General features: G+C 42.1%; 14 protein-coding genes. 8 read left to right on the top strand and 6 right to left on the bottom strand.

Going from position 1 to position 12,944, the window contains the following annotated elements; genetic code table 11:
- Nucleotides 1-134: 134 nt before the first annotated feature.
- From RT034_RS00885 to RT034_RS00865, 5 genes are all read left to right on the top strand, one after another.
- Complete coding sequence (locus RT034_RS00885; RefSeq protein WP_313012523.1) at nt 135-674, top strand: hypothetical protein; 540 nt, start codon at nt 135-137, stop codon at nt 672-674.
- A 211-nt stretch (nt 675-885) separates the two neighbouring features.
- Nucleotides 886-1,098, top strand: coding sequence for a cold-shock protein (locus tag RT034_RS00880; RefSeq protein WP_007116781.1), 213 nt, complete (start codon nt 886-888; stop codon nt 1,096-1,098).
- A 469-nt stretch (nt 1,099-1,567) separates the two neighbouring features.
- A complete protein-coding gene (locus tag RT034_RS00875) occupies nt 1,568-2,317 on the top strand; it encodes an electron transfer flavoprotein subunit beta/FixA family protein (protein WP_188874403.1) in 750 nt (249 codons plus the stop codon).
- A 68-nt stretch (nt 2,318-2,385) separates the two neighbouring features.
- On the top strand, nt 2,386-3,318 hold the full coding sequence (locus RT034_RS00870; protein WP_050324358.1) for an electron transfer flavoprotein subunit alpha/FixB family protein: 933 nt from the start codon (nt 2,386-2,388) through the stop codon (nt 3,316-3,318).
- Between the two features lie 207 nt (nt 3,319-3,525).
- A complete protein-coding gene (locus tag RT034_RS00865) occupies nt 3,526-4,161 on the top strand; it encodes a hypothetical protein (RefSeq protein ID WP_313012515.1) in 636 nt (211 codons plus the stop codon).
- 101 nt (nt 4,162-4,262) lie between these two features.
- Here RT034_RS00865 and corA read toward each other — a convergent pair whose 3' ends face one another.
- The 3 genes from corA to RT034_RS00850 all read right to left on the bottom strand — a co-directional run bounded on the left by corA (nt 4,263) and on the right by RT034_RS00850 (nt 6,952).
- Nucleotides 4,263-5,423, bottom strand: a complete 1,161-nt coding sequence (gene corA / locus RT034_RS00860; protein WP_257621452.1) for a magnesium/cobalt transporter CorA — start codon at nt 5,421-5,423, stop codon at nt 4,263-4,265.
- 507 nt (nt 5,424-5,930) lie between these two features.
- Nucleotides 5,931-6,314, bottom strand: a complete 384-nt coding sequence (locus tag RT034_RS00855; RefSeq protein WP_060994969.1) for a DUF2237 family protein — start codon at nt 6,312-6,314, stop codon at nt 5,931-5,933.
- 44 nt (nt 6,315-6,358) lie between these two features.
- Complete coding sequence (locus tag RT034_RS00850; protein WP_313012511.1) at nt 6,359-6,952, bottom strand: glutathione S-transferase N-terminal domain-containing protein; 594 nt, start codon at nt 6,950-6,952, stop codon at nt 6,359-6,361.
- 316 nt (nt 6,953-7,268) lie between these two features.
- Between RT034_RS00850 and RT034_RS00845 the strand changes: the two genes are divergently transcribed.
- Genes RT034_RS00845 through RT034_RS00835 form a run of 3 tightly spaced genes read left to right on the top strand, consistent with a single transcriptional unit; the run spans nt 7,269 to nt 10,705 of the window.
- Nucleotides 7,269-8,564, top strand: coding sequence for an ATP phosphoribosyltransferase regulatory subunit (locus RT034_RS00845; protein WP_313012508.1), 1,296 nt, complete (start codon nt 7,269-7,271; stop codon nt 8,562-8,564).
- Between the two features lie 57 nt (nt 8,565-8,621).
- On the top strand, nt 8,622-9,920 hold the full coding sequence (locus RT034_RS00840; protein ID WP_313012505.1) for an adenylosuccinate synthase: 1,299 nt from the start codon (nt 8,622-8,624) through the stop codon (nt 9,918-9,920).
- Nucleotides 9,921-9,976: 56 nt separating this feature from the next.
- A complete protein-coding gene (locus RT034_RS00835) occupies nt 9,977-10,705 on the top strand; it encodes a sulfite exporter TauE/SafE family protein (RefSeq protein ID WP_313012502.1) in 729 nt (242 codons plus the stop codon).
- Between the two features lie 4 nt (nt 10,706-10,709).
- On the opposite strand, the gene RT034_RS00830 is transcribed toward RT034_RS00835, so the two are convergent.
- Genes RT034_RS00830 through RT034_RS00820 form a run of 3 tightly spaced genes read right to left on the bottom strand, consistent with a single transcriptional unit; the run spans nt 10,710 to nt 12,909 of the window.
- Complete coding sequence (locus RT034_RS00830; RefSeq protein ID WP_313012500.1) at nt 10,710-11,336, bottom strand: LysE family translocator; 627 nt, start codon at nt 11,334-11,336, stop codon at nt 10,710-10,712.
- Between the two features lie 41 nt (nt 11,337-11,377).
- A complete protein-coding gene (locus RT034_RS00825; protein ID WP_313012497.1) occupies nt 11,378-12,196 on the bottom strand; it encodes an ABC transporter permease in 819 nt (272 codons plus the stop codon).
- On the bottom strand, nt 12,193-12,909 hold the full coding sequence (locus RT034_RS00820; protein ID WP_313012493.1) for an ABC transporter ATP-binding protein: 717 nt from the start codon (nt 12,907-12,909) through the stop codon (nt 12,193-12,195). Before RT034_RS00820 ends, RT034_RS00825 begins: the two co-directional genes overlap by 4 nt.
- Nucleotides 12,910-12,944 lie beyond the last annotated feature (35 nt).

Here is a 12,944-nt window from a genome sequence, read left to right as displayed (position 1 = left end):
AGTTTTACCAATGGCATCATACCCAATTGGTAAAAACAATAAAATGACAATAACCCTGCGCTGTGTAAAGTTACATAGACAGGGTTTTTTAGTATAAAATAATGGGTATCGATATAAAGTTTATGAGATTTGTTTTGAATATAGCGTCTGTTTGGCAGTTGTCGACTGCAACTTTTTTACACACTTTTAGCGGTATGAGTGCTTTGCCTGCATTGGCAAATCCTTTGAATTACCTGATGGGGGATAGCTATACGTTAAATTGGCAAGCAATTTATCTGGTCGGTACCTTAATTGTCGCCCTACTGATTGCTTATGAATCCATAGTTTTGAAGAAAAACTTAGGAAAATTGCCGCAATCGACGTTATTTAGCGTGAGCTCCATATTAGAAACTGTGTGGCTTATGGTATCCGTGGTCGCCGTATATTATGGCGCATTTAGTAGCATTGCCAAAGTCGTGCCATTTGCCTATATTCTGTATAGCATATTTGGTTGGATTTACGGATTTTATCTACTCAAAGATCAGGCGGGCGATATTAAAGATGTCGATGACATGAGTATGCCCATCAAATATATGGACTATAGCCTATCATTTTCACTGGTGATTACGGTGACCAGCATTGCGATATTTATCAATATGTTGATGAACGGTGTTATCGCCTTTAATCTAGCTTAATAAAGTCAATTTAAATCCCTTTTTAATTGTAACTTTGTGGTAAAAAAATCAAAAAATAGTAGGTGAAACGCTAAAACTAGGCTATACTGTGATTATTCGCTAAAATACACTTAACAAACTTTTGGCGATGACAATTTATAACATACTGTATTTACCTAAGTAATTGCAAGCGTTATAGATAACATAGTTAATTTTTAATGTAGGATTTTTTATGTCAGATAAAGCTACTGGTACTGTAAAATGGTTCAATGAAAGCAAAGGTTTCGGCTTCATCGCTCAAGACAATGGCGGTCAAGACGTTTTTGCTCATTACAGTGCAATCCAAGGTTCAGGTTTTAAAACACTTAAAGAAGGTCAACGTGTGAGCTTCGTATTGAGCCAAGGTCAAAAAGGCCCACAAGCCGAACAAATCGAAGCACAATAATAATAACTACAAGCTTAATTGTTTGTTTATTAACTGCTTATCTTAATTAGCTTGCAATAAAGAAAAACAACCAGACGATAGGTTGTTTTTTTTTGCGCCTTTGTTTTGTGTTCCATATTCATATCAAACACGAGACATTGTATGTTGAATATTTAGTTAAAAAATTTCCCTAATTATTTTAGTTATGATATATTCGAAAAATTCAAGAATTTTTGATGTTTTCCAACCATTTTTTTATGACTTAAAATTCATAGGATTTTCTTGATTTGTTGGGTAAGTTATCGCAACATATATTATTAACGAAGATAATGGGTATTGTGAGTATTCACAGTATAACTATTCTTTTTAGCTTGCTAAGTTAGCTTACCAAGCTAGTTTAAGTTAAGAAGAATAGGATGTTCATTTTATCATGACTGGGGATACTTGGATTTATCCTCCTTTTTTAATTCATATAACAAACGAGGAACGTATGAAAGCATTAGTTGCTGTTAAACGTGTAGTGGACTATAACGTAAAAGTTCGTGTAAAAGCGGACAACACTGGTGTTGACTTAACCAATGTTAAAATGTCTGTAAACCCATTTGATGAGATTGCTGTGGAAGAAGCTGTACGCCTACAAGAAGCGGGCGTGGTCTCTGAAATTGTTGTTGTATCTATCGGACCAAAAGAAGCACAAGAACAAATCCGTGGCGCAATGGCACTGGGTGCAGATCGTGGTATTTTAGTTGAAACGACCGACACTGTGCGTCCCCTACAAGTCGCAAAAATTTTAAAAGCGATTGCACAAGCTGAAGCTGCTGACATCATTTTACTAGGCAAACAAGCGATTGATGATGACAACAACCAAACAGGTCAAATGCTAGCGGCATTACTAGATGTGGGTCAAGCAACCTTTGCATCACAAGTAAAAGTCGACGGTGGCAGTGTCAACGTAACACGTGAAATCGATGGTGGCTTACAAACCGTTCAGTTATCATTGCCTGCAGTCATCACCACTGATTTACGTTTAAATGAACCACGTTATGCCAAACTGCCTAACATCATGAAAGCGAAGAAAAAACCATTAGAAGAGAAAAAACCAGAAGATTATGGTGTTTCTACCGCTACTAACATTCAAATCGTAAAAGTAACGCCACCTGCAGAACGTAAAGCGGGTGTTAAAGTTAAATCGGTTGACGAGTTAGTCGATAAATTAAGAAACGAAGCTAAAGTTATCTAATCATTTAACTACCTTCAATTTAATTCGTCATTTAACGATAGCGATTATCAAATATTAAGGAAAATCTCATGGCAATTTTAGTATATGCAGAACATGATAATAAAGAGCTGAAAAAAGCAACACTCAACACCGTAACGGCAGCAAGCAAAATCGGTGGCGATATTGTTGTATTAGTTGCAGGTCTTGGCTGTGAAGCCGTGGCAGAACAAGCCGCTAAAGTAGCGGGTGTATCAAAAGTGCTTTGCGCAAGTAACGCTGCTTTTGAACATCAACTGGCTGAAAATGTTGCTAAACTCGTGGTATCGCTTGCAGGTGATTATAGCCATATCGTGGTACCAGCGACAACAACGGGTAAAAACTTCTTACCACGCGTTGCCGCTTTGTTAGACGTAAATATGCTAACTGATGTAACCGCTGTGATTGATGCAGAGACATTTGAACGTCCAATCTACGCAGGCAATGCCATTGCAACCGTTAAAGATACTGAAAGCAAAAAAGTCATCACGGTTCGTACCACCGCATTTGATGCAGCGGCAGCAGAAGGCGGCGCAGCTAGTATAGAGCAAGTAAGCGCAGGCGAAGATGCGGGTAAATCAAAATTTGTTGGTGAAGAGTTGGCAAAATCTGATCGTCCAGAATTAACTGCTGCAGAGATTGTTGTATCAGGTGGTCGTGCATTAGCCAGCGGTGAAAACTTCACCAAGTATATTGAACCACTCGCTGATAAGCTAGGAGCTGCGATGGGTGCATCACGTGCGGCAGTTGACGCAGGTTATGTGCCAAACGACCTACAAGTGGGTCAAACGGGTAAAATTGTCGCACCAAACCTATATATCGCCGCAGGTATCTCAGGTGCTATTCAGCATTTGGCAGGTATGAAAGATTCAAAAGTTATCGTTGCCATCAACAATGACCCAGAAGCGCCTATCTCTCAAGTGGCTGATTATTTCCTAGAAGGTGATATTTTTACAGTCTTGCCAGAACTAACTAGCAAATTGTAATTGCCGCTATCATAAGCTACTAAGCGATAAATATATAGGCGATAAATATAAAAAAACCTCATGCTTTTTGAGGTTTTTTTATTTGCTATTTACTCGTTAAGCAGTGACTTAATTATCGCTAAAAGTATATTGATTGTTGTATAGCGACTAGGTAATATAATAAAAATTATGGGATTTTATTGATAGTAAATTTTTTGGAAATAAATCGTGAAAATGGATTTAAAAAAATTCCGTACAGAAATGCAGCAGCGGCTTAGCGAGCAGCAACTAGACAATGTGAAAGTACGTCCCTTTATCTGTTCAGGGTCACCCCTTAATTGCAAAATCATGATGGTCGGCTACAATCCAGCTCGCGAAGTTAATTTAGACGTGTTTGATGCAAATATTTGGCATGATGACATAGGGTTTGATCGTGAATCGTTTGCTGAGCATTATGACATCGCTAGCTACAATGATGATTTACAGTGGAATCGCAACCATATATTTCAGCAAAATTTGATTGATGAAATCTCAAATCATCCTGTGATTGAAACTTACCTTTATAGTGTTATCACCCCCAAAAAGACTTTATTAAGCCCTCAGCATAAACACACGCATCTATTTGATTGGCTATATAGCATTTTAAAACCTGTCTTAGTCATTACCCAAAATATTGATGTAATTAAATATTTTGAGCGAGAAGCCAATAAAATTCTGGTGAGAAATACTTTTAATGCCATCACTTATCGCGATTTACACTGTGTGATTTTGCCCATCAGCCATTTATCCAAAAAATGGAATGACACCGAAATGTATCATCTGAAAGAAGAAATTGATGAGCTGTTTAATTTAATTACTGTTTAGAGAATAATGTTTAATTGATAAATTTATAAACCAATAATAAAAAAGCTTAACAGATGATGCTGTTAAGCTTTTATGGTTAAAGTCTATCGGTAAAGTTATAACTATAACCAACCTGCCTTTTTAAATCGATAGTAAAGCGTGAAACAAATGGTCAAAATAAATGCCAACAAAATATAGTAGGCATAATGCATTTTTAGCTCAGGCATATTGTCAAAGTTCATCCCATAAATCCCTGCTACGGCGGTCGGAACCGCGAGGATACCTGCCCAAGCGGCAAGTTTTCGTACCACCTCATTCTGACCCATATTGACCACTGCCATGTAAGTATCCATGGCAACACTAAGCATTTCGTTAAGTCCATTGACCGCATCGAGTGCACGCAGTAGATGGTCATTGACGTCGCGAAAATACGGTTTGGCTTGGCTAGGGAAACTTGGAATCAAATCAGTCTTTTTATGATTGATAAAAAAATTACAGATATCTTGTACGGGTAAGATGACAGCACGCATATGTACGAGTTGTGATTTTAATTCATACAAATTGCGCAGTGTGTGCTTGTTAAAGTTTTCAGAGAAAATTTCCCGTTCTTGCTCGCGCAAATAACGTCCTAATTTTTCAGTGATAGGTAAGTAGTTGTCGACGATAAAGTCTAGGATGGCGTGCAGCACAAAGATGGGTCCAAGGCGCAATTTTTCTGGTCGGCGATGACAAAAATCTCGCACACTTTCGTAGCTATGAGAGGCACCTTGACGAATAGTGATGATATATTGCTTGCCCATAAAGATAGCCGTAGTGCCATAACGAATGGTGTTTTCGGTCAATTTGGCGGTTCGTACCACCACGAACACACTATCATTACCATAGCTTTCAACTTTGGCGCGTTGATGTTCAGCAAAAGCATCTTCGATGGCAAGTTCGTGCAAGTCAAATGCCTCTTGAACTTCTCGAATGGTTTCAATACTTGGGTCGTGTAGTCCTACCCAAACAAATACATTGTTGTTGGATAATTCGCGGCGCACATCATCAAGCTCAATCTCGCCGATTTTTTCCCCAGATTTACGAGAATAAGCGAAGCAGTTGGCAATCTCATTTTTCCCTTTAAAGCGATCTTCGGTGATTTCAGCTTCAGGGTTGTACTCGGGGGGTGGTACATCGGTAGGTGCATAGACTTCGACAGTGCTATCATCGTCATAATCTTCGCCATAGATATAACTATCATCACCGTGCAAATCGAGTTCTTCATCAGCGATTTCATCATACATGACATCCGCATTGGCGAGGGTAAAAGCATCTGCAGACATATCATGTGGCGGATTAAGCGTTGAGGCTAACGGCAGAGTGACATGCTGGGTCGTCTGAGTGGGGTGCTCTAATAAATCGTCGCTGCGTTCAGATAAATTTTTGTTTTGGTGGGGTGGCGTCATAACCAAAAACCTCGCTATCACGATTTGAAAGAGTTATATCAGATCGAATAAATGTGTCCAGTCGTTATCAAAGTACTCAAAAGGTAGCAACCACAAAACAGCAAGTAAACATCAAAGTAGGCAAATGCGCCTGTGTTTTCTTGCTATTTTGTAATTCTCAGTGATTTTTAAACGAATAAAAAAAGAAGTCATGCATTGACAATGCAATCGTACCGCTAAAATTAGATTGATAATGATAACAGTGAAAAATGACAATCTCAAGATAATTATACGTGATAGCCCCCTAAAACCTAGTTGAATCTAGTTAACCATGGATTTAGCAACGGTCATTTTTTCACTATCGCCTTAGATAGCGTACTGCTGCAGCGTTTCTATATCTACTAACTCTAAAAGACTCTCATGACATGCGGCAAGCTTTAGCGGCGGCGCAACCCCCGCATCCAATGCTTCCACCCAGCGCAGGGCACACACGCACCAATAATCATTGGGCTGCAGCCCTGGAAAACCAAATTCGGGTAAAGGCGTCACCAAATCATTGCCCTTGGCAACAGAAAATTCTAAGAATTCTCGGGTCATTTTGGCGCAAACCGTGTGTAAGCCGACGTCACCAGCGCCGGTATGACAAAAACCATTTCGATAATAACCTGTTAATGGGTCAAAACAACAACTCGCTAGTGCGGTACCCAGTACATTAGTTTGGTTTAATTCAGCTTTTGGATGATAGGACATAGTGAGCTCTTTTTACGTTTTAATTGGGTTAGATGGAAGATTGGCTAAAGTTTAAAGATAGATGTTGGTAGTTTTTCTAAAGCAGTGCTTTGAGTTTTTTGCATAAAATCTCGCTGGTAAAATTGCTCCAGTGCCGCTTTGTTTGCCTCACTTACTGCCTTGTCAAACACCTCAGCTAAACGTAATTTTAAATACCCTAAGGCGATACCAAAAAATATTTGGCTTAACGCATCGCTTTGTGCATCGAGCTGTGGGGCATTGGGGAGTAAATTAGACAATAGACTGGTCGAGCGCTCAATAAATGGATGTGGGGTAGCACTTGATGGCTGAAAGCGCTCGGTGGCAAAGGCGCGAACAGTTTGATTGATAATACCGAAGCTCAGGCTTATTAAAGCGGCAGATTTTTCATCAGCGAAAATTTGCGGCATCAGATGCGCCAAAATCACACTGCTTTCTGTGATGAGTAATTGATTATTGGTGAGCAGGGCAGGTACTTGGCTAAAAGGGTTGACCGCTAATAATTCTTGTGGGTTTTCCCAAGGCATGACAAATATAAGCTCGGCATCAATTTGCTGGCGTAAACAGGCGATCATCACGAGACGGGCGAAAGGGGAGGTGGTTGAGACAAAGAGTTTCATGGGTGAATTGGATTTCCCTATAATGATTGCATGGGTGTAAGTTTTAATAAATAAGTTTCAATAAATAAGTTTCAATAAAATTTTATAGGAGTGTAGCATAAAAAATTGGGCAATAAAAAAATGCCTAAGCCCAATGAAGCTATGATACAATGAAAAGGAAAAGTGCCCTTATTTTATTCTTAGCATTTTATTTTTGTAAGTGCCCTTCTCATCGATTATTCTATGATTTTACATGGTAATTCATGGTCTATGTTTTCATATGGCCGCTTGTTGTCATGTCTAGTGATATATCATTTAATCATCCTTAGGATTTATTGTGTCAAATTTAGCATCAAATTCCACAAGTGTGGCAAATCAGTCTGCTTTTTATCTTAATACAAAAAATACTTGGCTATTACCCGATGGGGTTGTCGACTTACTATCGACCGAAGCGGTAAAGCAAGAAACCCTGCGTTATCAATTGACCCGTATTTTAATCAGCCACGGCTACGAATTTATTAGTCCGCCTATGATTGAATATACCGAAAGCTTGCTCGGCTATGCGTCTGAAGATGTTAAATTACAAACGTTTAAAATCATTGATCAGCTAACGGGTCGGCTCATGGGGGTGCGCGCAGATATCACCCCACAAATTGCGCGGATTGATGCGCGTCTACACAATAATCAAGACACTAGTAACCCATCAAAATCAATTTCCCGCTATTGTTATGCAGGGCATGTAATCTATACCATGCCAAAGGGCTTATTTGGTTCGCGCACCCCGCTACAGTTGGGCGCTGAGATTTTTGGTACCGATTCACTAGCCAGTGAAGTGGAGCTATTAGATGTGCTATTTACCTTGTTAGATAGCACAGATGTGATTGAGCGCTCGCATATTGATATTGGTCATGTGGCGATTTTTCAGCAGCTTTGCCAGCTTGCCAGTGTACCTGTATATCTGCAAGAAAAACTAATTGAGCTGTATGCCAATAAAGCGTTACCTGAGCTGAAACTTTTGACCAGCAAAATGAGCCAGTTTGGCGAGCTTGCCAACGATTTTTATGTGCTGGGCGAGGCAGGTAATGACTTGCAAAAACTGCGCGAACGGCTCTCAAATCAAGCCAAACACGATACTATCATTGCCAAAGCCTTGTCTGATTTGACTTATTTGGTGAGCTATCTTGAAAACCACTGGGATGCCAATGTCAGTGTCGATGTCACAGGATTGGGATATCACTATCATACAGGCGTTGTCTTTAATGTGTACGTGGCAGATGAGTCATTGCCGCTGATTCGTGGTGGTCGTTTTAGCAATCATTTTCATCATGAAGTTGATAATACCGATGCCGTGCGTTCGGGGGTTGGGTTTAGCTGCGAGCTAAACCGTTGGCAAAATCATATCCAAGTACATGAGCAGCCTTTTACCGTGGTGCCTTATAGCCATGTACAAACTATTTTACATGTACCCAATCATCCTGATGCGCCAGCGCTCAAACAAGCGATCGACTCACTACGCCAAGAAGGGCATCGGGTGATGATTGCGCTGGATGAGACCGATGAACCTGAGCAAACCACCCATCGCTTGCAAGTAGCGAATGGGGTTTGGTACTTAGAGCATTTGGCAGAAAATTAATTTTTAAGCTGTTGTAAACTTGTTTTTAGCAATTACTTTGATAAAAGGTGACTTATCATGAAACATACGGGAAAAAACGTCGTTGTCCTTGGTAGCCAGTGGGGCGATGAGGGTAAAGGCAAAATCGTTGACTTATTGACTGAAAAAGCCAGTGCTGTGGCGCGCTATCAAGGCGGTCATAATGCCGGTCATACTTTAGTCGTTGGCGGTAAAAAAACCGTATTACATTTGATTCCATCAGGTATTCTACGTGAAGGGGTTACTTGCTACATCGGTAATGGCGTGGTGCTAGCCCCAGACGCGCTATTAAAAGAAATGCAATCACTGGTTGAAGCAGGCGTGCCTGTGCGTGAGCGCCTCCGTATTTCGCCCAACTGCCCACTGATCATGCCACAGCATGTAGCGCTTGACCAAGCCCGTGAAATCAAACGCGGCAGCAACAAAATTGGCACGACCGGTCGTGGTATCGGCCCTGCCTACGAAGATAAAGTAGCGCGCCGTGCGTTGCGTTTTGCTGACTTGTTGCGAGCTGACTTCGCCGATAAGCTAAAAACTAACCTTGAGTACCATAACTTTGCCTTGACCCAATACTATGGGGTGGACGCAGTTGATTTTGATGCGACCTTAAAGTTGGCAGAAGAGTGGCGTGATGCGCTAAAAGACTTGGTGGCTGATGTGACGGGCGAGCTTGACAAGCTATGCAAAGAAGGCAAAAACTTAATGTTTGAAGGTGCGCAAGGTACCTTGCTTGACGTTGACCACGGCACTTATCCCTTCGTTACCAGCTCAAACACCACCGCTGGCGGCGTGGCAACGGGTACGGGTCTTGGACCCTTGTACTTTGACTATGTATTGGGGATCACCAAAGCTTACACCACGCGCGTGGGCGCTGGTCCTTTCCCAACTGAGCTATTTGACGATATCGGTGAGCACATTGGTACCGTGGGTCAAGAGTTTGGTGCTACCACGGGTCGTGCCCGTCGTTGTGGTTGGTTTGATGCAGCGATTCTACGCCGTGCTGTGGTACTAAACTCACTATCTGGTATCTGCTTGACCAAGCTTGATGTGTTAGATGACCTTGATCAGCTCAATATCTGCACGGGTTATGAGTTGCCAAGTGGTGAAGTTTGCGGCTCTAGCGATGCGGAGTTTTACGAGAATGTCAAACCCATCTACGAAACATTGCCGGGCTGGAAAACGAGCACTGTGGGTGTGACAGAGTATGACAAGCTACCTGAAAATGCCAAAGCTTATATCAAACGCATTGAGCAGCTTATCGAGTGTCCCGTTGACATTATCTCAACAGGTCCTGACCGTGCCGAAACCATCGTGCTACGCGACCCTTACGATGCCTAACCCTTACTCATCAAAAAACCCGATGTGACGTCGGGTTTTTTATTTTAGGGTAAAAAATGCTGAATGATAGCTTACTCGCCTTAGCCAATTTATTAACCTCTGCTTTAACCGCCATCACAGGCGTGGGCGGCGGCATGATACTCATTGGACTGATGCCATTTTTTTTGCCTGCTGCAGCGATTGTGCCAGTGCATGGCGTGACCCAGCTTGTCAGTAATGCCACGCGCGCTTGGTTTGGGCGCGATGCCTTAGACTTTACCTATTTTTGGCAATTTTTGGCGGGCTCATTGACGGGACTGTTGGTATTTGGCGTGTTAGTCCGCTTTATCCATTTAGAGCTTATTCCGTTATTTATCGGCACTTATATTTTACTAATAACTTGGTCAAGCACTTTTAACCGCGTGATTCGCCGTTTTGAAAGTTTCTTTTTAGTAGGATTTGCACAAACGGGCTTGGGCGTGTTTGTTGGCACACCGGGTCCGCTCAATATCGCCATGCTCAATAAGTACTATGATGATAACAATGTCGTCGTTACCACGGGCGCCTTGATGATGACAGTGGTGCATACCGCTAAGTTGCTAGTTTATGTGGCGATGGGATTTGTGTTTGCCGATTATTGGCAGTTGCTAGTGATGATGGTGGTCATGGCAACCGTAGGCTCATGGCTTGGTACCCGACTGCGCCATAAAATCCGTTTAGACTGGCTAGAAAAAATCTTGCCATATCTACTCACCCTCATAGCACTCAAATTGATTGTCGATATCGTCCGCCGCTATTTTTTTTGAACCGCTAATGCCAAAAAATCTCAATGATGAGCGCCATGGCAATGATGATAAATATCAAGCCACATAATCGATTAAGCCACATCAAGCGATTGCCCAATTGCAGCCAATCTGACAGTTTTTTGCCGCTCATGGTATAAACCAGTTGCCACGTTATCTCAATCATAAAAAACCCCACCGTGAGTATAAGGTATTGCGGCAGTAAAGGCGCGGAAAAATTGATAAATTTGGGGAAAAATGCGGCAAAAAACAAAATCGCCTTGGGGTTGGACAACGACACCCAAACCCCTGTTTTAAACAGCTGCACGCGGGTCGGTATTACCTGTAACTGGTCACTGTGCAATTCGCTGTCAGCTTCGCGCCAAGATTTTATCCCAAGATAGGCTAAATACAGCGCGCCAACGACTTTGATAATGGTCAGCAAAAAAGGCGCGTTGGTACTGATAAGCCCTAGCCCTAACAGTGACGTTGTTAGTAATATAAATAGACCCATGCTCAGCCCTGCTAACGTCCACAGGGTTTTTTTGATGCCATAATTGACACCAAATTGGAACGCTAACAGCATATTAGAGCCAGGCGCTGCCGAGATAAGGCAAGTACTGATTAAAAAAAATAAGAAATTTTGCAGGGTCATTAGAATTTTTAGTAAATAAGTGAAAGATAGCCAATCAACGGTTAATGAGAAGTCTTGGCAGACGGTGGAATGACAAACTGCCATTGCGGGTTAAAAAACCGTCGAAACATCAGCAAAGTCGCTATTGTACACCCTAAGGTACTGCTGGTGGCAATTAAAAACAGGGTTATAATTTGATAAAGCACGGCTTGGTGCGGGTCTGCGCCTGCCAAAATTTGTCCTGTCATCATACCCGGCAAGCTCACTACCCCCACCACCATCATGCTGTTAATCGTCGGTGTGATGCCATTTTGAATGGCAGCGATGACATAGGGTTTTGCAGTTTCCCAAGGCGTGGCGGACAATGCCAAATAAGTATTAATCATACTTTGTTCGCGATGAAAACTGCTGACGAGTTGGTTCATAGAGAGTGAGACAGCGGTCAATGAATTACCTAAAATCAGCCCCAATAACGGTATCATCACTTGCGGTCGAAACCACGTAGCAGCGTTATCTGACAGCACCCACCCACCACCAAATATAGCCACCACCCAACTACTGACAAATACCGCCAGCGCTGTATCCCAAAATAAACCTTGATAGGGCTTTTGAACCCGATGTTTGGCAGCGATAGTGGCGACAATCGACATAAAAGTCAAAATTGCCAACACTTCATACCATTGCTCTCTGGCAAAAATCCACGCAAGTACCAGTCCAATGAGACTTAGTTGAACCACCGTGCGAAAACTTGCAATGAGCAGGGATTTGACGATACCCAATTTTAACCAAACACTGATTGCCATCACCAGTAATAATGCCAGGCTTGCCAGCGCCACTTGTAGGTAGGAGATAGGCGGCATGGTGCTGGCTAACATCATCATGGCTGATTGCCTTGCGCCATTGATGCGGGTACTTTGCTATCGATTTTTAACTCGTCATTCATCAATTGACCATTAGCCATCGTCCAGTGGCTAGTGCCAATCGCCAATAAGCGCTGAATTTGGGTCGGCTCATGGCTGATCCACACGACGGTGGCATTAGGAGTGGACTGATACCAGTGATTAATCAATGTTTCGACTTGGTGGGTGGTAGTGGTATCAAGGGAGGCGGTAGGTTCATCGAGTAATAAAATGGTCGGGTGCAACTGTAGCGTACGTAATAAATTGACAAGCTGTTTTTCGCCACCCGATAAGCTTCGGCTATCTTGCTGTAAAAACTGGGGTGATTTGCCAAGGTTAACTAGGTGCTGCTCGTGCCAAGATACATCGAGTTTTTTGTCTTTATAAAGTGCAAAGCTAAAGGGCAGGGTCAAGTTATCTAAGACGCTGCCCTCAATCATCTCACTTAGTTGCGCAATATAGGCCACCTGTGAGCGCCAAATAGCCGGTGTCAAGTCGGTCAAATTTTTGCCGTTTAAGGTGATGTGACCTGCTGACATAGGTAATAAGCTCGATAGCAGTTTTAACAGTAACGATTTGCCGCTACCCGACTGTCCCGTGATGACAATAAAATCATGGTCATGGATTTCACCTGAAACATGATTGACGAGTGTTCGATTGTTGATTTGGTAAGACAGTTGGCTAAATTGCAGCATGGCTTTTTAAAGTATAGTGTTTTTAATGGATAGCG

This window comes from Moraxella sp. CTOTU48841, from assembly GCF_032061225.1.
In the GTDB taxonomy this organism is placed as follows: domain Bacteria; phylum Pseudomonadota; class Gammaproteobacteria; order Pseudomonadales; family Moraxellaceae; genus Faucicola; species Faucicola cinerea.
Note: the sequence above shows the minus strand (reverse complement) of the source record. Positions and strands in the feature narration are given on the sequence as shown.

Excerpts from the sequence above, each read along its gene's own strand:
- RT034_RS00825 (WP_313012497.1), bottom strand. The coding sequence starts at position 12,196 with ATGATGATGTTAGCCAGCACCATGCCGCCTATCTCCTACCTACAAGTG.
- RT034_RS00880 (WP_007116781.1), top strand. The coding sequence starts at position 886 with ATGTCAGATAAAGCTACTGGTACTGTAAAATGGTTCAATGAAAGCAAA.
- RT034_RS00835 (WP_313012502.1), top strand. The coding sequence starts at position 9,977 with ATGCTGAATGATAGCTTACTCGCCTTAGCCAATTTATTAACCTCTGCT.
- RT034_RS00820 (WP_313012493.1), bottom strand. The coding sequence starts at position 12,909 with ATGCTGCAATTTAGCCAACTGTCTTACCAAATCAACAATCGAACACTC.
- RT034_RS00870 (WP_050324358.1), top strand. The coding sequence starts at position 2,386 with ATGGCAATTTTAGTATATGCAGAACATGATAATAAAGAGCTGAAAAAA.
- RT034_RS00850 (WP_313012511.1), bottom strand. The coding sequence starts at position 6,952 with ATGAAACTCTTTGTCTCAACCACCTCCCCTTTCGCCCGTCTCGTGATG.
- RT034_RS00840 (WP_313012505.1), top strand. The coding sequence starts at position 8,622 with ATGAAACATACGGGAAAAAACGTCGTTGTCCTTGGTAGCCAGTGGGGC.
- RT034_RS00855 (WP_060994969.1), bottom strand. The coding sequence starts at position 6,314 with ATGTCCTATCATCCAAAAGCTGAATTAAACCAAACTAATGTACTGGGT.
- RT034_RS00875 (WP_188874403.1), top strand. The coding sequence starts at position 1,568 with ATGAAAGCATTAGTTGCTGTTAAACGTGTAGTGGACTATAACGTAAAA.
- RT034_RS00830 (WP_313012500.1), bottom strand. The coding sequence starts at position 11,336 with ATGACCCTGCAAAATTTCTTATTTTTTTTAATCAGTACTTGCCTTATC.
- corA (WP_257621452.1), bottom strand. The coding sequence starts at position 5,423 with ATGTATGATGAAATCGCTGATGAAGAACTCGATTTGCACGGTGATGAT.